This window comes from Mucilaginibacter gossypiicola (genome assembly GCF_900110105.1).
Taxonomy (GTDB): domain Bacteria; phylum Bacteroidota; class Bacteroidia; order Sphingobacteriales; family Sphingobacteriaceae; genus Mucilaginibacter; species Mucilaginibacter gossypiicola.
In genome coordinates this window covers 131985-151990 of the sequence record NZ_FOCL01000010.1, presented here as the reverse complement: position 1 = coordinate 151990, position 20006 = coordinate 131985, and the positions used below count along the sequence as shown (strand labels likewise).

Genomic DNA, 20006 nt, shown 5'->3' with positions numbered 1-20006 from the left:
TTTGGCATTAAATACTGGCCAAAACAGCTATGATTAAAAATTTACTATCCACTATTATTGCATTTGCATATGCCCTTACAGCTTATGCCCAGGCACCGGTTATATCTTCGTTTTCTCCTTCGTCGGGTCCTATCGGTGCTACCGTAACCATTAAGGGTAGTAATTTCAGCCCGATAGCAACAAATAATATAGTTCATTTTGGAGGGGTAAAAGCTATTGTAGCTTCTGCCACCGTAAACGCAATTACTGTTAAAGTGCCCGGCGGTTCAACATATGAACCTATAAGCGTTACCGCCAACAATGCTACCGCATACAGTAAAAAACCATTCGACGTAACTTTCATAGACGGTAACACCGTATTTTCTCCAACATCATTCAACCCCTTTGTTGATCTGAAGTTGGGCAGTAATACCGCTCAGTATCCAAGGAAAACTTTATTGACCGACTTTGATCAGGATGGTAAACCCGATTTAATTGTAAATGAATTTACAAACAACGCAATCTATATATCAAAAAATGTACAGTCGGGTACAAGCGCACCGTTTGTTTCTCCAGCAACTTTAACACTTACAACAGATGCCGGGCCAAGAGATTTTGCTAATGCCGATTTTGATGGTGATGGGTTAATTGACGTAGCAGTTTTAAATTTAGATGCCAATACTATAAATCTATTTAAAAATACAAGCGTCACCGGTAATTTATCCTTTGCTCCTAAAACAAATTTAGCAACGGTTAACAAGCCTTATTTTTTAACTGTAAGTGACATAGATAACGACGGTAAGCCAGACCTTGTAGTAACAAGCATAACAAGCACCGCCATATCGGTGTATAAAAACATTTCGGATAATACGGGAATAAAATTCGCTCCAAAAATTGATTATACATCCATACAGACTAACAACACTTCGATGGCTGATATGGATGGCGACGGATTACCGGATATGGTTATTGGTTCCCGGACGCCATCGAAAATATCTATCAGAAAAAATACAACTGTGGGCGGAAACATCTCGTTCGCTACCGCTGTTGATTTTGCTTTTGATGCAGGATATTCATCAACGGTTGCCGATATTGATAACGATGGAAAACCTGATTTGCTATTAGGCAGTACTTACGGGGGCGTGCAAATATATTTAAATACAACACCCAATGCTGGTTCATTTTCTTTCGCTTCCAAGGTAAGTGTTCCGTTGGTTTTAGTTAACCAGGATTTGTATAATGTAGATTACCTTAAAACCAACTCAACGCCAAGTTCTATAAATTTACTGGGCGTTGCTATGAATGATTTGGATGGCGATGGTTTAGGCGATATAGTTTTAAGATATAGCAGCCTATATAACAATATTAATACTAACCTGGTTTCTGTATTGCGAAATTTGAGTACACCTGGGGTAGTTAAATTTGGCACTAACGAAGAATATTCTTTGTATAGCCCGCAATCCGTATGTATTGCTGATATTGATGGCGATGGCAGACCAGACATGGTTGCCGGGACAGATCAAACGGGTTTGGCAGGTTACCGAATTAACAAAGTTATTGAGCCGGTGCTAACCGGATATAAAACAACAGATGGCGTTCATGTAACCATTAATGGTACTAACTTACTTAAAACAAGTGCACTTTCAATTGCCGGGAAACCCATAACTTCATACAGTATCAATTCGGCTACAAGTATTTCCGCAGTTGTTGCAGCTAATACTTCGGGTATAATATCTGTTACTACGCCTTACGGTAACGCTACCTTATCTGGCTTTACAAATGTATTAACACCGGTTATCAGTTCGTTTAGCCCAACTTCGGGGCCTATTGGGACAACGGTTATCATAAAGGGTGCAAATTTTAATTCGTCGCCCGGTGCTAACCAGGTGTTTTTTGGCTCACTAAAAGCTACTGTCACAGCTGCTTCGCCTACTTCTTTAACGGTAAAAGTACCGTATGGCTCGCTTAATTATCCCATCAGTGTTACCAACAACGGGGTTACGGGATATTCGGCAATTGCTTTTAATACTACTTTCCCCGGCAACGGTGGTAAATTCAGAAGCAGCTTGTTTGCCGCTAAACAGGATGTAACGGTTGGTTATGCACATGTACAGGCAATTACAACGGCAGATTTTGACGGAGACGGTTACTTAGATGCTGTTTTTCCCGAAAATATTTATTCGCTCAATACCTCGATATACGTTTTTAAAAACAGCGGAAATAAGCAAACCCCATTTCAAGGGGGAACGCCCTTAAGATTAATTGGCGGAACTAATATATATGACATTACAGCTGCTGATTTTGATGGCGACGGGAAACCTGACATAGCTACGGCAGATAAATACCTTGATAATGTTTCTGTATTTAAAAATACGTCAACGGCAGGTGCATTATCATTTAGTGCAAAATCCAGTTTTGCCACTAATTTTAATGTTACCAATTTATACACCGGCGACCTCGATGGCGACGGGAAACCCGATATTGTTACCACCGGCTCTAATCAGGATGGGCTGGTGTCGGTGTTAAAAAACACAACGAGCAATGGCGTAATTTCCTTTGCTCATAAATTGGATTTCCAGTCTCTGAATAGCGTGCAGAGCATTGTGATGACCGATATGGATGGCGACGGTAAAACAGATATCGTTGCAAGCTCCAGCAATGCAATATGTATATTAAGAAATACCAGCGTACGTGGTGCAATAAGTTTTGATCCTGTAAAAATTATAACAGTAAGAGGTGCCCAAACTGGTATTACGTTTGCTGATTTTGACAGCGACGGCAAACCCGATGTGGCTGTAATGACGGGTGCAAACGCTTTTTCAGTTTTAAGAAACATCAGTACTATTGGTAACATATCTTTCGGCAATCCGGTCATCAATATTCTGCCCGAGTCAACTTTTGCCCAATATTTAGCTGCAAATGATCTGGATGGAGACGGAAAGCCCGATCTGATGATTTCAAATGGCAACAATGGCTCGTCTGTATCTGCGCTCAAAAATATAAGCACAGGAACCAATATATTATTTGATACAAGGGTAACTTATGCAACAGGGCTTCATTCGCAGGAAATTACCTCCGGCGATTTTAACAACGACGGAAAACCCGATATTGCAGTGGCGGTTGATGGGGCCAATGGATTTTCTTTGCTGATAAACCAGTCGAACGAGCCTCAGCTTTATACCTATAAAGTGGTAAAAGGCGATAATACCAAAAATGTGGTTATTACCGGTTCTAATTTACTGGGGACAACAGCGCTAAATATTGCAGGAGAAACAATCACATCGTACACTGTAGTGTCAGATACGGTTATTACCGCAATTTCGGCTTTAAAAGCCATAGGGACGATTACCGCTACTACATCATTTGGTACAGCTACGCTTAAAGACTTTTCGCCTCCGCCTGCCATCACTTCTTATTCTGTTGCTGCAACAACTCCGTATCCTACGGTAACCATTAATGGTAGCTTTTTAACAGGTGCAACCGCAGTAAAATTTGGCGGCGTGGCAGCAAGATCTTATACGGTCAACTCTGCACTCAAAATTACTGCTATAGCCAATTCGGCTACACTGGGGGATATTGACGTTACTACACCATACGGTACCGGCACTTTTATTTACGCCGGTTCAATACCTGCAATTACATCGTTTACGCCTGCTACAGCCGGCAGTGGACAAACCGTAACAATTACGGGAACAAATTTAGCAGGGGTTACCTCTGTTTCTTTCGGTGGTGTTGCAGCAGCATCTTTTACTGTTAATTCAGCAACAAGCATTACGGCAGTTACCGGCAGCGGGAAAAGCGGAGATATAACCATTATTACACCCAGTGGTACCGCAGCAAAAAGTGGCTTTACCTATAATAGCACAAGCAGTACTCCCACAATTACATCTTTTACGCCAACTACAGCCGGTAGCAAGCAAACTGTAACCATTACCGGTACAAACTTTACAGGAGCTACTGCGGTAACTTTTGGAGGTGTTGCAGCCTCATCGTTTACTGTTAATTCGGCAACAAGCGTTACAGCAGTTTTAGCGTCCGGAGCAAGCGGAAATATCGTAATTACAACACCTGGCGGAACCGCCACGGCTACCGGCTTTGTATTTATCCAGGCACCATCAATTGCGTCTTTTACGCCTACTGCTGCAGGCAGCAAGCAAACCGTAACCATCATCGGTACAAACTTTACCGGGGCTAATGCGGTAACTTTTGGAGGTGTTGCAGCTTCATCGTTTACTGTTAATTCGGCAACAAGTATTACAGCAGTTGTAGCGTTAGGGGCCAGCGGAGATATCGTAATTACAACACCCGGCGGAACAGCCACGGCTAACGGCTTTGTATTTACCCTGGCACCATCAATTGTATCTTTTACGCCATCTACAGCAGGTAGCAAGCAAACCGTAACCGTCACCGGTACAAACTTTACCGGGGCTACTTCGGTAACTTTTGGGGGTGTTGCAGCCTCGTCGTTTACTATTAATTCGGCAACAAGTGTTACAGCAGTTGTAGCGTCCGGAGCAAGCGGAAATATCGTAATTACAACACCCGGCGGAACCGCCACGGCCACCGGCTTTGTATTTATCCCGGTACCATCAATTGCATCTTTTACGCCTACTGCTGCCGGTAGCAAGCAAACCGTAACCATCACCGGTACAAACTTTACCGGGGCTACCGCAGTAACTTTTGGAGGTGTTGCAGCTTCGTCGTTTACCGTTAATTCGGCAACAAGTGTTACAGCAGTTGTAGCGTCCGGAGCAAGCGGAGATATCGTAATTACAACACCCGGCGGAACTGCCACGGCTACTGGCTTTGTATTTATCCCAGCGCCATCAATTGCGTCTTTTACACCATCCACAGCAGGTGGCAAGCAAACCGTAACCATTACCGGCACAAACTTTACCGGGGCTACTTCGGTAACTTTTGGGGGTGTTGAGGCCTCGTCGTTTACCGTTAATTCGGCAACAAGTGTTACTGCAATTGTAGCATCCGGGGCCAGCGGAGATATCGTAATTACTACACCCGGCGGAACAGCCACGGCTAACGGCTTTGTATTTACCCTGGCACCATCAATTGTATCTTTTACGCCAACTACAGCAGGCAGCAAGCAAACCGTAACCATCACCGGTACAAACTTTACAGGAGCTACTGCGGTAACTTTTGGAGGTGTTGCAGCCTCGTCATTTACTGTTAATTCGGCAACAAGTGTTACAGCAGTTGTAGCATCCGGGGCAAGTGGAAATATCGTAATTACAACACCCGGCGGAATTGCTACGGCTACCGGCTTTGTATTTATCCCGGGACCATCAATTGCGTCTTTTACGCCTACTGCTGCAGGTAGCAAGCAAACCGTAACCATCACCGGTACCAACCTTACCGGGGCTACTGCGGTAACTTTTGGAGGTGTTGCAGCCTCGTCGTTTACTGTTAATTCGTCAACAAGTGTTACAGCAGTTGTAGCATCCGGGACAAGTGGAGATATTTCGGTAACCATTGGCAATCGCACCGTTAGTATCAGCGGATTTACTTTTGTTCCTACCCCGGTAATTACAGCATCCGGACCTACAACAATTTTAACTACGCAAAAACTTACCTTAACAGCAAGTCCGGGCAGCGGATATAATTATCAATGGATGAAAGATGGCGTTGCCATCAGCGGAGCAAACAGCCCTTCCTATTCAACCAACTCAGGTGGTTCTTACACGGTAGCTGTTTCTCTAAATGGCGTTGTTTCACTTTCTGCACCTTTAGTTGTTAATGCTACATTTGCCTTACCGGCAACCAACTTCACCGTCCAAATTATCAGCGCTGCTTGTAAAGGTTCTGCAAACGGATCGGTGATAGTAAAAGCGGCGCAAAACTTTAATTATACCGCAACTATAACAGCCGCTAACATTACAACAACTTCTTACTCTTTTACCAGTTCCGCGCAAATAAACAACCTTTCTGCCGGAAGCTATAATGTATGTATTACTGTTGCAGGACAACCCGATTATAGTCAATGCTTTACGGTAGTAGTGACCGAGCCCCAGGACTTATCGGTATATGTAACTAATATAAACTCCAATAATCAGGTTACGCTTAATTTATCTGGCAGTTCATCCTATACTGTTAACCTGAACGGAGCCTATTATACGACATCAGAAAATGAGATCACACTTCAATTGGCGAAAGGAAAAAACACATTATTGGTAAGTACCGAAAAAGCTTGCCAGGGAATAGTACAAAAAGATATTGTTGTGGATAATGATGTCCCATATCCAAATCCGTTTAGTGATCATATCAGCATCAATCTCGGACCAGATGTAATAAAATCCTTAAATGTAAGGATAACAGATACATTTGGTAAGCAGGTTTATTCTGCCGGTTACACCAATAAAAGCGGCACATTGACAGTTAACCTGCCCGATCTTAAAACCGGTATTTACCTGTTTAATTTTTCTGCAGATAATCTGAACAAGGTGTTCAAAATATTGAAAAAGTGATAGACCGGGAAACAACTGATTAAAGGTTTATTATCTTTACCCCATGAAGTTCTCAATCACAGGGATTTTGTTGGCCTGCTATTTTTTAGCGGGGAGCATGATTTTTCCCCTGAGTGATTTTTCCCTTATGCGAGACCTGCCTGCTATGTACCGGTCATACTGTGAGGTAAGGACAGGTAAACCGGATGTATGTGATTTTGTAGGTGATTATTTACTTCATGGAAAAGAACTTTTCGGCAACAATCCCCATGACGCAAAGCCGAGGAACGAAAACGCTTTGCAGTTTCAGCATCAGCCCACATTATCAATTTTTTTCTTTCAGCATACCGTACAACTTCTTGGTGATACGGAGCAGCAATTAACCAGTGAACCTGCGTATCGTACCCGCTATCATACTTCAGAATATCGAGATCAGCATTTCAGGCCGCCGATAGCCTGACCGGTTTTTCTACTTTTTTATCCATCATTTTTAACGCAAGCCAAAGCTGTGCCTTGGCCAACTTATTTATATATTCATGAAAAAAACTTTCATGCTATTACTTTGTGTGCTGTTGGTGCATTGGGTAATGGCACAAAATACCTTTGTGGCAAAGGTGATCAACAATCAAACAAAAGGCGCATTAAAAGGAGCGACCGCTACTATTCCTGATCTTAAGATCAGCTTAAGCGCCGATACAGCCGGCATAATAACCATAACCAATATTCCCAACGGTAAATATGAGATAGAGGTAAGCTACGTAGGCTTTGCCAAAAGCGAAAAAGTTTACAGCTTTCCTGCGCAACACGCCGAACAACCCATAATTATCGGGTTAGAGCCATCAGGCGGTGAACTGGCGGAGGTTACCGTACAAACTACCCGCACTAATCAAAACCTGCGCGATATTCCAACCCGCATCGAAGCACTGCCTTTAGAGGAACTGGATGAAAAGAGCACCATGAGGCCGGGCGATATTAAAATGCTGCTGGGCGAAGCTACCGGGATCCATGTACAACAAACCTCGGCAGTAAGCGGTAATGCCAGCTTCCGTATCCAGGGCCTGGATAGTCGCTATACACAGTTATTACAGGATGGAATGCCGCTTTACTCAGGCTTTTCCGGCAATCTTAGCTTATTACAGATCAGTCCGCTCAATTTAAGGCAGGTTGAATTTATCAAAGGTTCAGCTTCCACACTTTACGGCGGGGGCGCCATAGCCGGTTTAGTTAATCTGATTAGCAAGGTGCCGGAAAAAGATCCGGAATTAACTTTCATGCTTAACGGTACAAGTGCAAAAGGTGCTGATGCAAGCGGTTACTACAGCCAGAAATGGCAGCATATAGGTACAACTATCTTTGGTTCGTATAATTACAACGGCGCTTATGACCCGTCGGGTACCGGATTGAGTGCCATCCCTTTAACCAAACGTTTCAGCATTAACCCTAAAGTGTTTTTGTACATGGATGACCGTAATTCGGGTTGGTTTGGAGTTAACCTAACTGCTGAAAACAGGCTGGGTGGCGATATGCAGGTGATTGACGGCAAACCGGATGATATTCATCAGTATTTTGAGCGTAATAAAACAACGCGTTTCTCAACCTATTTATCGTTTACCCATAAAATAGACGGGGAGAGCCGCATTAATTTTAAGAATGCCATTGGCTATTTTGACCGGACGTTAAGCGAGCCCGGGTTTGATTTTAAAGGGAAGCAACTATCTTCATTTAGCGAATTAAACTACGTGCGTAATGGCGGAAAAGCCTCGTGGGTGGCCGGCGTAAATTTAGTTACCGATCATTTTACAGCGCAACCGCCACAAAGCAGTTTCAATTATGATTTAACAACTTTAGGGGCATTTGTGCAAAATACCTATAAGGCCAATAACTGGTTTTCGCTTGAGAGCGGCCTGCGGCTGGATGAAAATACCCCCGCACCTGCAAAGCCATCGTCGGGTTTATTTATTTTACCGAGGGTAAACGCTTTATTTAAAATCACTAACGATTTGAGTAGCCGCATTGGTGGTGGCTTAGGTTACAAGATGCCATCATTATTTAATGATGAAAGCGAACAGGAGGGCTATCGGCATATCCAGCCTTTGAATATTGGGGCTACCCGGGCCGAGCAGTCATATGGTTTAAACGGTGATCTTAACTACCGCAGCGCCTTGGGCGATGAGGCATTTATTAATGTTAATCAATTGTTCTTTTTTACCCGTGTAAACAGGCCGCTTATTTTGCAAAACAACAGCTTTATTAATGGTCCTGGTTATTTAAACTCAAAGGGGGCCGAAACCAATATCAAACTGGTGATGGACGAATTGGTGTTTTACCTGGGTTATACCTATACGGACACTAAAACACATTTTAACGGTTTAAGCATGCCGCAAACGTTAACACCCAAAAATCAGCTAAGTTTTGATGCCACTTATGAGATAGAAGGTATTTGCCGTTTTGGTGCCGAGAGCTTTTATACCGCGCCGCAGTTGTTGTCGGACGGTACTACCGGTAAAGGCTATACCACTTTTGGTTTACTGGTGCAAAAGATGTGGAAGCACTTCGACATTTTCGTAAATGCAGAAAACCTGACCAATCAGCGCCAAACTAAGTGGGCCGGCATTTATACCGGAAGTTTAACCAATCCCAATTTCAAAGATATTTATGTGCCATTAGATGGTGCGGTTGTCAACGTAGGGATCAGGGTTAAGCTGCTGAACAGGGCTCATTAATGGCAAATGCGAAATAATATATTAAGCCTGTAACTTGCAAGTTTTAAATTTAGAACATGCAAGTTACAGGCTTAATATATCCCATTGGTGATATGGAAAACTATCTTGAAACCAGTGTTACTATGTTACTTATTCAATTGCGATTTATTTCAATTATCAGAAGTTAGCCTTATATTTACCATTAAATAATTAAGTCTTATCACATTAACCCAAAAGCCCTCTTCCCAAAATCTATTTAGTAGATATTAGTACTGTCGTTATACCCAAACCAAACTTTTTCACAATTTCATGTATAAGTTATTTTTACCTGCTTTTCTTCTGTGCTTGTTTTTTTCTGCAAAACTCAGCGCCCAGAAACCCAATATCAATTATCCAAGTCCGCAAACTGCTTATCTCGGGAAAAGCATAACTCCAGTTAAAGTAAACAACATAGGAGGGGCAGTCCCCAATTCAATTTATCCCCAGGTTAACAGGATACTAAGTTCAACTGCCATTGTTACTAATTTTGTACGACTGCCCTCCGGCGATATTTATGGTGAGCAATACCGTAGTATTTTGCATATAAAGCCAGATGGTACATATTCAACATTAGCAGGAAGTAATGAATACGGCTACGCTGATGGGGTGGGCGCTAATGCACTTTTTGGAGATATTAATAACATTACCAACGATGCTGAAGGTAATTTATATGTAACTGAAGATAATTATCGCGACGCGTTAAACTCCAGGGTTAGGAAAATTACTACTGCGGGTGTGGTTACTACATATGCACAGGGCTTTAGAGCGCCACGTGGCATAGTAGCAGATGCCAATGGGATAATATACGTGGCCGAAAGTGCCGGCAGAATCATGAAAATTGCCAAAGACGGTACAACTTCAGTGTTTGCGGGAAAAGTTGGAAACGGTGCCAGCGATGGGCTGGGTACAAATGCTTCTTTCAACAATCCCAACGGCTTGGCTATCGATAAAGCAGGCAATTTATATGTAGCGGATTATACCAATAACATGATCAGGAAAATTACACCTGCCGGATTGGTAACAACAATTGCCGGCTCAACAAAAAATGGTGATGACGACGGGGTTGGCACTGCTGCTACTTTTAACTATCCCGAAAATATAAAAGTTGATTCAAAAGGCTATTTGATTATAGGTGAGCATAATGACTTGTTGCGAAAAGTAAGTCCAACAGGGGAAGTATATACAATTCCGGGCCCCTATTATGATAATAATGGCCAGATTGTTTATCAACCGTTTTCGACTAAAATTGCACTCGATGAAAATGATAACATTATAGCTTGTGGAGGGGGATTTTTTAGCGACGGATTTTATAAAATAAATACAACCGGCTACAATGTATCACCGGTGCTACCAGCCGGATTGGTTTTAGGCACGGATGGGACTATCAGTGGCACGCCATCAACCCTTTCTGATGCCGCAAATTATAAAATTACAGCCTCCAATGCATCCGGAATGGCTTCGACCACGATCAATCTGCAGGTAGTATTATCGGCAGACCCACCGGTTATTAACTCATTCAGCCCTAAAGAAGGTTATCCGGGAACTCCGATAGTTATAACCGGTAATTTTTTTACCGGAGCTACGGGTATTACTTTTGGTGGTAAAGATGCTGACTATTATCAGGTATCACCAACAAGCATATCTGTTTACGTGCCTGTTGGAGCTGCTTCGGGCGAGGTGACTGTAACCACACCAAGAGGAACAGCCCGTCTTTCGGGGTTTAGTTTTATTCCGCCCCCGTCAATATCTTCTGTTTCACCATTAACCGGATGGAAAGGTAATAAGATAACTATTACAGGTACAGGTTTTTCAAATGTTAATGGTGTGTATTTTGGAGGGAGCTATGCAACATACAATATAAATTCTCCAACACAAATAGAAGCCACGTTGGTTGATGGCGCATCTGGTGATGTATATATATCAGCTCCCAGCGGAAATGGCAGATTTCCGGGATTCACTTATATAGGGGCACCATCAGTTTCTTCAATTTCACCAGCCAGTGGCGGTGCAGGCGCAACAATAACGATAAATGGCAGCAACTTCAATAACGCTACCACAGTTAAGTTTGGCAATACAAATGCCACTTCATTTAAAGTTGTTTCATCAACGCAGATCACCGCTGTTGTTGCAGCAGGATCATCAAATGGCATTACTGTAACTACACCGGCCGGTACTTCAGGGTCTTATTATAACTTCAGCTTCATTCCCCCGCCTGTGATAACGCAGGTTTACCCAACAAAGGCAGGATATAATTCAACTATTATTATTTATGGTTCGGGCCTTAGCGGGGCGCTGGTAACCATAGGCGGGGTACCTGCCAATATCAGCTATAATTATGATAGTCAGTTATACGCTAATGTTGGCTATGGGGCCGCATCAGGCGACATTACGATTACGACCGCAGGGGGGACGGTTACCCATCCGGGTTTTGTTTTGGTACAAGCACCAACTATTACATCATTTACACCGCAAACGGCTGCTATTGGTGATAAAGTAACCATTACCGGCACTAATCTCGATGAAGTTGACAACGTTTCATTTGGTGGTATTGGTGCTGCATTTAAGGTTTTATCTTCAACCCAGATAGAAGCTACTGTAGGCTACGGAACAACAGGCGCAGTTACAGTTTCTTCGGAAGGTGGTTATGCAAGTTTGGCGGGCTTTACGCATACGGGGCCTGTTATCACCTCTTTTTCGCCTGCGCGCGCCGGTATTGGAGAAACGGTTATTATTAAAGGCAGTAATTTTACCAATACTTCGGCAGTTGAGTTTGGGGGCGTGCCTGCCACTTCTTTTACCATTAACTCTCCTTCAGAAATCACAGCTATAGTTGGAACAGGAAAGGCCGGAAACATAGCGGTTACCACGCCCTTAGGTAAAGCTACAATAGCCGGCTTTGATCATCCCGGCCCGGTTATAAGTTATTTAAACCCTGCTTATGCGGGAGCTCTTTCTGCAACGCCGGTAACTATAACAGGCAACAATTTCACCGGAGCTACATCTGTAAGTTTTGGTGGTGTGCCGGCAGCATCTTTTATTGTTACTTCGGCAACAAGCATTACTGCAACACCTGCTGCAACGAGTGTATCGGGTAATGTGGTGGTAACAACACCACAGGGTACCGACCAAATATCTGGCTTTACCTGGGTGCAGGCACCGGTTATTACTTCGTTTACCCCTTCTTCGCAAAAAAACGGGGGGACTGTAACCATTACAGGGACAGATTTTTACGGAAATATAACGGTGAAATTCGGAGGTATTCCGGCGTTGTATGCCTATGTATCATCGCCCACAACTATAGCTGCAACTGTTGGTAATGGGGCCAGTGGCAATATAACTGTTGCTACGGCAGGTGGTACAGCTACTATAAGCGGCTTTAAATATTCATCTCCAATAATTGCGGCAATTAGTCCTTCATTTGCCACAGCGGGGCAAACCATAGTTATAACCGGCGAAAATTTAGATGCCATACAATCGGTGAAGTTTGGGGGTACTGATGCTGCTTCTTTTAAAATTGTTTCTTCTAAAGAAATTGATGCTGTAATAGCCACCGGTACAAGCGGTACGGTTAGCGTAACAGGGCCGGACGGCACTGCCTATAAAGATGGTTTTACATATGTGTATCCACCTGTTATATATTCCTTCACCCCAACCTCTGGCGGTTCAGGTACAATAATGAATATCAGTGGCTATTACCTCGCCAGCACATCCGAAGTGAAAGTTGGTGGAGTACCTGCAACTATTACCAGTGTTACCGACTATTTAGTTACAGCCAAAGTAGGCACTGGAGCTACCGGTAAAGTTTCGCTTAAAACTGTAGCCGGCTTAGCCGAGTCGGATGGTTTTACCTGGTACCCTGCCCCAACTATCACATCAGTTAGCCCGCTAAAGGCCAATGCGCAAACAACCGTAACCATTAACGGTACAAACTTTACAGGCATAACCCAGCTTCAGTTTGGGGCTAACTATGCCAATTTTAAAATAGTTTCGCCAACCCAAATTACAGCAGAACCGGCATATGGGGAGTCGGGCGATATTACCATTACAGGGCCTGGTGGTTCGGCGGTATTTTCCGGATTTACTTTTATACCGGCACCGGTAGTAAGTTCTTACACAAAAAGTGGTGATGCATCAAACGCGGTGGTAACCATTACCGGCAATAATTTTCAGGATGTTACCGAAGTTAAATTTGGCGGCGTAACAGCAACGTCGTTTACTGTGTTGTCGCCAACAAGTATTTCGGCTAAACCAGGTGCTGGAGCTACAGGTGCTATTTCGGTGAAGGCCGCAGGCGGTACCGGTACGTTACTCGGATATTTATATGATACGCCGCCTTCAATAGCTTCTTTTTCGCCTGCTTCAGGGCCAATAGGAACAACCGTGGCCATAGAGGGAGGCAATTTTAGTACTTCACCTCAAAAAAACGTTGTATTCTTCGGTCCGGTTAAAGGGCGGGTTAAAAGTGCTACTAAAACTCATTTGGAAGTTATTGTGCCTGCAGGGGCCAACAATTTGATAACGGTGGTCAATACCGATAAAAAATTGTCAGGAAGTTCCAATCTGCCTTTCATTGTAACTAATACCGCAGGTGCAACCAGCTTTTCGAACAGGCTTGATATTAAGCTTAAATCAGCGGTTGGAGTTATGGCTATTCATGATTTTGATGGAGATGGTAACCCGGACATACTGATATCGAGAGAAGATTCTATATATATCCTAAGGCATGGCGCCGATCCGCTATTGTCTAAATCGTCATTTCTGCAAAAAATTGTACTTGAAAGTGAAAGGGAGGCAATGGCTGTAACAGTTGGTGATGTAGATGGCGATGGAAAAATGGATATTATGTATAGTAATACGCCCAGTATAAATGTTTTACATAACACATCAACAAATGGCAATATTTCCTTTGAACATATAACACTGGAGAACCTAAACGGAACAACCGGAAGCATAATGCTCAGAGATATGAATCTGGATGGCAGGCCCGATCTGGTGATTTATGAATCATTTGTTGGTTATTGCTATCCTAACACTTCAACCGGGTCAAATATTTCGTTCGGGCCAATAATGGTGCTTAGAAACACTTCTTCAAGCGGCACTAATTGTATAGCAATTACCGATATAGACGGCGACAATAAACCTGACCCAATTGCGGCAAGTTCATATACAGGTATATCAATATTTAAAAATAATTCTGTCCCCGGCGATCTTTCAGAGTCGGATTTTCCGCTTACTTATTTCACGCACCGCGGATATTACTATGAAACTCAGGAAATGGTTACAGCCGACTTTGACGGCGACAATAAGGCCGATATCGTTGAAGATGATTTTGCTGCAAATCAGTTACTCATCTCAAGAAATATTGCCACGAAAGGAACAATAGATGCCTCTTCACTTGATGAGGCCAGAGCTTTTTCAAATTCATCAATGACATCTAACCTTAGCGTTGCCGACATGAATGGCGATGGGAAAATTGATCTTGTAGGTGCATCGTACAATGGGGTTTATTACGCCCGTAATCAATCTTCTGTAGGTAATATATCTATTGCAGGTGCTGCCCCGCTTATAACCGGAAGTCAAAACACATTGGCCGCTATCAGGCTAAATGATATGGATAGCGATGGCAGGATGGATATTATGGCTATGAATATTAACAATAGCACGTTCACCATTTATCATAACGGCCCGGTGGTAACGCCAAAAATCACAGCGGTTTCGCCGTTAACAGCCAAAGCAGGTACAAAAATAACCATCACAGGCGAGCACTTTGACGAAACAACGGTTGTGAAATTTGGCAGTAAAATAGCACAATCCTTTAAAGTTGATTCAACTCAAACCATTACCGCTATTGTGGGCGAGGGAGAAACAGGAGCTATTTCCATTCAAACACCTAATGGCCCGGCCTCTTTCCCCGGCTTTGTTTTTATCCCGGCGCCGGTTATAACTTCTGCAAATGCCTTAACAGATGGCAGCGGTACACTGATCATTAATGGCAGTAATTTAACAAAGGCTACGGGCGTAACCATTGGTGGTATTCCGGCTTCGGCATTCATCGTAAACTCTGATACCAAAATTACAGCCACTTTTCCCGGCGTTAGCGGGGATTTGGCTGTAACCACGGCGGGCGGCACAGCAACATTGCCGGGAATAACTGTTAAATACAATCTTGTTATTAATTTTCCTGCACTTACAAACCTCACCTATGGAGATAATGACTTCCTTTTACCAGCGGTAAGTAATAACGTTACCATTCCCATAACTTATAATGTAGATAAGCCTGACGTGGCAATCATAACAAATGGTAAGCTGCATATTATTAAAGCAGGAACAATCACTATTACTGCATCTCAAATTGGCGACGCGTTGAATAATTCTGCATCAGAAGCTAAACAGATACTGGTTATCAGCAAAAAGGCCTTGCAGATAAAGGCAGCCGATCAAACCCGTGTGTTTGGAATGGCAAACCCCGTTTTGACATTTGATTATAGCGGTTTTATTAGCGGCGAAGATAAAACCAAATTATCCGTGTTACCGATAATTAGCACGGTAGCCAATAAGCAGTCGCCGGCCGGTATTTATGACATAGTGGTTAGTGGGGCGGTTTCCGATAATTATGATTTTAATTATGTTAACGGTAAACTAACTGTTACCGCTTCTGTAACTAATTTAAAAATCGCGACCAATAGCGTAACCTGCAAAGGGCAAAACAACGGATCAATCAATATTACAGCAGCCCAATCTGCAAATTACAGCGCTGTAATTACGGGCAATGGCTTAAATAAAACCTACACGTTTAGTACGGAAAAAAATATTGGCGACTTATCGCCGGGCACATATAACGTTTGTATTACAGATGCTGCGCTGGCAAATATTAAGCAATGCTTTGACCTGGTTATTACCGAACCGAAAGATTTGTCTGTGTATACATCGGTAAACGAAGCTACAGAAATGGTAAATATAACGATGGACGGAGGGGCGTCTTATGATATCAAGCTAAATGGGGTTAGTTACAAAACAACTAACAACACAATTTCGTTGCCGTTAAATAAAGGAAGCAATGCTTTGACAGTGGGTACAGATAAGCTTTGCCAGGGCATAATAGAAAAGATAATTAACATTTCGGGGTCACTTCCTTACCCTAACCCTTTCCAAAATACTTTACATATTAACATCGGAAAACGGACGGCTATAACTGTAATTCTCAAGATTTATAGCTTAAATACCGGCCTGCTTAAATTAACAAAGAATTACACCAATCAATCGGGGGTTATCAGCATGGATGTTTCCGGTTTAGAAAAGGGTGTTTATTCACTTAACGTAACTGTTGACGGAAAAGAGACAGTTTATAAAATTATAAAATAATGAAACGAACGATCTTTAGCATATTAAGCTTTGTTATTTTAACAGGCTGCGGCGGCAAGAAAAACGATCCAATAACACCTGTATTAGGTAAACCCACTCTCCTGACACCTGCTCAAAACGAAGTTTGTACCCAGGGAGCTGTCATCTCTGTATCTGAAAGCACGGTTACTTTAAAGTGGTCTGCTGCTACAAATGCAACCAGCTACGATATAAATATTAAAAACCTTGCCGACGGTACAAATACAACTCAAACTACAGCGAATACGCAATTTGATGTTACTTTAAAACGTAATACCCCTTATTCGTGGTCGGTTATATCAAAGGCTGCCAATAGTTCGACGACGCCTCAAAGCGACACCTGGAAGTTTTATAATTCGGGTCCGGGTACAGTTAATTATGCTCCTTTTCCTGCTGAGATTACGGCTCCGGCAATGAATCAGGCAGTAACTGTTACTAACGGGAAAATTGCGTTATCCTGGACTGGCAATGATGTAGATAACGATATTGCGAATTACGACGTTTATTTGAGTGATTCGCCATCGCCAATATTATTACAGGGAAAGATATTAGAAAATACGCTTAAAGATGTCGCTGTTTCGGTTGGCAAAACATATTATTGGAGGGTGATAACCAGGGATTCGAGTGGAAATACATCCGATTCAGGCATTAGTCAGTTCACAACAAAATAACGCTTGCTGCAGCTTGATGTAATCTTTAAACCGGATTGAATCAATGCCAAAAAGTTGTCAGCTTTAAGATTGTCCGGCTGGTGGGTTCATTTGTCTGGTTCGTACCGAAAGGGCTTAGGTTTTCGCTGTTTTTGCTACAATTTTGAGTCATCAAACAAAATAAAAACTACGATCATGACAACAAAAACAGTAAAAACAATCTATTGGATAGGAGTAGCATTAACTTCATTATGGTTTGGAACAAGCGGATTTTGCGAGCTTACCACAAATCCACTTGTGTGGGCAATAACAGTAAAATTAGGCTACCCTCCTCACTTTATTTATATCCTTGGTGTTGCAAAGCTTTTAGGTATAGCGGTACTTTTAACACCTAACAGGTTTCTCAGGTTAAAAGAATGGGTATTTGCGGGCATTTGTTTCGACATCCTTTTTGCCTTTTTCTCCAAAATAGCAGTACTTGGTTTTCCTGCTACTATAGATGCTATCGTTGCATTTATCATGGTAACTGTAACCTACCTGATGTTCCGTAAGCTTTACCCTGCAACATATGCAAAACCGGCAGTTTTGTAAAAAGTAACAAGTTGCGTTGAAAAGCAAAGCTGGTTAGGAAATTACATCAGTTTATAAAATGTAAAAGAGGCTATCCGATTGGGATGGCCTCTTTTTGTATAAAATGATACAGCATTTAATCTTCAAGAACAGGAGCATCTTTTATCTTTTCCAGCACCGATGAGGGCAAATAGGGCCTGCCACCGGTTGCCGGTACACAGGTGCCTGTAAATACAGCTTTGGTCATCACCTTATTATTGCATATGATAGATTGTTTAAAATGCAGTTTCGGTAAGCCACCTTTATCGGTATGCAGGGTGCAGGTAACTTTAAATTCATCTCCCTTTTTTAACGACCTCAAAAAGCTAATGCTATAGTTTGACAGTACCATATAAACGCCGTTTTTAGCTTCGGTTTCAAAATCAAAACCAAGCACTTCCCTGATATAATCATGCCTGCAATATTCCATGTAAAACGGATAATATAAACCGTCCATGATCTCCTGCACATCTATATGCTCATCTTTTACTGTATATGTTTTTGAATATTCCATAATAATTAACCTGTTTGTTGGATTGCAAAGCTATTGAACCTTTTTGTTTTAGGAAATCCCTAAAATGAGGGATATGAACTTTAATATTGAGCAGAACCAGCTTGTAACTTCCGTCAGTTTATTTCAGGGCTTAGTCGGTGAAAAAGAGCCGACTGCCGATTACGTTAGGCGCTGACTGTGTGCCCGGCTATATTTGAACAGTTGGAAAATAGTCCACCATTAATCATGATAAAATATCAATCCACATGGTCTCGCCGTGAGTTCATTACAGCCCTTGCAGGCACGGGCGCTGCAGTAATGCTTAGTCCATTGGCAACATGGGCTGCCAACGAGATAGACCCAAGGGTAGCCGCAATTGTGGCTGCAACAATCGGCATTGACACGCATAATCATATCGATGTGCCGCTTACCTCGGCCGGAATGCCCGGCCCTGACATTGATCTCGCCGGCGAAATGAAACGGTCTGGTTTATCTGCCATCTGCATGACTTTTGCCCTTGATTATCAAAAGCTGAATAATCCCGGGGAGGCCTACGACAGGTTCATGAATGGCCTTGCCGCTATGGATCAGCAATTAAAAAATAACGGTATAAAAAGGTCCCTTAACCTGGCCGACTTGAAAACAGCTCATGATAAGCACCAGCCTACCGTGATCCAATCTATTGAAGGCGGTCATTTCCTGGAAGGAAAACTGGACAGGCTTTCTGTAGCTTATGACCGCGGATTGAGGCATCTCGGGCTTCTTCATGATAATGACGCTTCGGTACCATTGGGCGATGTGTATACAAACCCTGCACGTTGGGGAGGTTTAACTGCGTTTGGTGCCGATATCATCAAAGAATGTAACCGGTTGGGTATCCTTATCGACCTTGCCCATGCTAACGGCGAAACCATAGCAGCAGCGCTTAAGCTGGCGGCCAGCCCGGTTATTATTTCACATACTGGTCTTGATACCCAATTGGGTCAAAATCCCAATATGGCAGGTATGATGAAGCCAAGGCTCATCAGCAAAGAGCAGGCGAAAATTGTTGCCGATGCAGGCGGGGTAATTGGTGTATGGACGCATTTGGCCGATAGCCCGTTAGAATATGCCCAAAACATCCGGGCTTTAGTAGATATTATCGGGGTTGACCATGTTGGTATAGGTACGATACCAAACTGACCCCGGCTTTCAGAGCTGGCGGTGGTTTCGGCCCTAAGCCCGGTAATCAAAGCCCGCCGCCGGGTGGTGGTCCAGATGATCATCATGATGGAGGCCCCGGCGATAATGGCAGAAATGGTCCTGGTGATGACAGACGTAATGGCCCTGGTACCCCCGGGGATAATGGCAGAAATGGCCCCGGCGCTGGCCCGAACAGAGGCAGGGTTGGCGAACGCACCAACGAAGCCTGGCAGGATCAGAAAGTTGGATTTTATTACGCAGTTGTTGACGCTATGCTAAAAACCGGCTTCAGTGCAGATGAAATTGGCAAGATAGGAGGGGGCAACTTTTGCCGGGTATTTGATGCAGCTACTTCCGGCCGTCAGTAGGTCGCGCCATCACCTTTAGCTTAATAAAAAGAGCATGGTATTGTGCGATTCCCCTCTTGAGAGGGGTGGAGGGGTGTGTTTCTGCTTTGATAGGATACTCATAGCAGAGACACACCCTACTATCACTCGTTCCTCCGCGCGCCCTC

8 protein-coding genes are annotated in these 20006 nt (G+C 43.2%); 7 read left to right on the top strand and 1 reads right to left on the bottom strand.

Translation table 11 applies throughout. From position 1 onward, the window contains the following. Nucleotides 1-29 precede the first annotated feature (29 nt). The 6 genes from BMX50_RS26555 to BMX50_RS26530 all read left to right on the top strand — a co-directional run bounded on the left by BMX50_RS26555 (nucleotide 30) and on the right by BMX50_RS26530 (nucleotide 17799). Nucleotides 30-6458: an FG-GAP-like repeat-containing protein gene (locus BMX50_RS26555; RefSeq protein ID WP_091217444.1), complete on the top strand. Its 6429-nt coding sequence runs from the start codon at nucleotides 30-32 to the stop codon at nucleotides 6456-6458. Between the two features lie 43 nt (nucleotides 6459-6501). Further along, complete coding sequence (locus BMX50_RS26550) at nucleotides 6502-6897, top strand: hypothetical protein (RefSeq protein ID WP_091217440.1); 396 nt, start codon at nucleotides 6502-6504, stop codon at nucleotides 6895-6897. A 76-nt stretch (nucleotides 6898-6973) separates the two neighbouring features. After that, nucleotides 6974-9160 (top strand): TonB-dependent receptor, encoded by a 2187-nt coding sequence (locus BMX50_RS26545; RefSeq protein WP_091217435.1) that lies wholly within the window; start codon nucleotides 6974-6976, stop codon nucleotides 9158-9160. Nucleotides 9161-9448: 288 nt separating this feature from the next. Then, on the top strand, nucleotides 9449-16540 hold the full coding sequence (locus tag BMX50_RS26540; RefSeq protein WP_091217431.1) for an IPT/TIG domain-containing protein: 7092 nt from the start codon (nucleotides 9449-9451) through the stop codon (nucleotides 16538-16540). Further along, nucleotides 16540-17229: a fibronectin type III domain-containing protein gene (locus BMX50_RS26535; RefSeq protein ID WP_091217428.1), complete on the top strand. Its 690-nt coding sequence runs from the start codon at nucleotides 16540-16542 to the stop codon at nucleotides 17227-17229. Before BMX50_RS26540 ends, BMX50_RS26535 begins: the two co-directional genes overlap by 1 nt. 174 nt (nucleotides 17230-17403) lie before the next feature. Beyond that, nucleotides 17404-17799 (top strand): DoxX family protein, encoded by a 396-nt coding sequence (locus BMX50_RS26530; protein ID WP_091217425.1) that lies wholly within the window; start codon nucleotides 17404-17406, stop codon nucleotides 17797-17799. A gap of 115 nt (nucleotides 17800-17914) precedes the next feature. On the opposite strand, the gene BMX50_RS26525 is transcribed toward BMX50_RS26530, so the two are convergent. Beyond that, a complete protein-coding gene (locus BMX50_RS26525) occupies nucleotides 17915-18331 on the bottom strand; it encodes an acyl-CoA thioesterase (protein WP_091217422.1) in 417 nt (138 codons plus the stop codon). Between the two features lie 225 nt (nucleotides 18332-18556). Between BMX50_RS26525 and BMX50_RS26520 the strand changes: the two genes are divergently transcribed. Further along, nucleotides 18557-19492, top strand: coding sequence for a dipeptidase (locus BMX50_RS26520; protein ID WP_208864807.1), 936 nt, complete (start codon nucleotides 18557-18559; stop codon nucleotides 19490-19492). The last annotated feature ends 514 nt before the right edge of the window (nucleotides 19493-20006 follow it).

Bases quoted from the DNA above. Each gene is read 5' to 3' on its own strand.
- BMX50_RS26525 (WP_091217422.1), bottom strand. From the start codon at position 18,331: ATGGAATATTCAAAAACATATACAGTAAAAGATGAGCATATAGATGTG.
- BMX50_RS26545 (WP_091217435.1), top strand. From the start codon at position 6,974: ATGAAAAAAACTTTCATGCTATTACTTTGTGTGCTGTTGGTGCATTGG.
- BMX50_RS26535 (WP_091217428.1), top strand. From the start codon at position 16,540: ATGAAACGAACGATCTTTAGCATATTAAGCTTTGTTATTTTAACAGGC.
- BMX50_RS26530 (WP_091217425.1), top strand. From the start codon at position 17,404: ATGACAACAAAAACAGTAAAAACAATCTATTGGATAGGAGTAGCATTA.
- BMX50_RS26555 (WP_091217444.1), top strand. From the start codon at position 30: ATGATTAAAAATTTACTATCCACTATTATTGCATTTGCATATGCCCTT.
- BMX50_RS26520 (WP_208864807.1), top strand. From the start codon at position 18,557: ATGATAAAATATCAATCCACATGGTCTCGCCGTGAGTTCATTACAGCC.
- BMX50_RS26550 (WP_091217440.1), top strand. From the start codon at position 6,502: ATGAAGTTCTCAATCACAGGGATTTTGTTGGCCTGCTATTTTTTAGCG.
- BMX50_RS26540 (WP_091217431.1), top strand. From the start codon at position 9,449: ATGTATAAGTTATTTTTACCTGCTTTTCTTCTGTGCTTGTTTTTTTCT.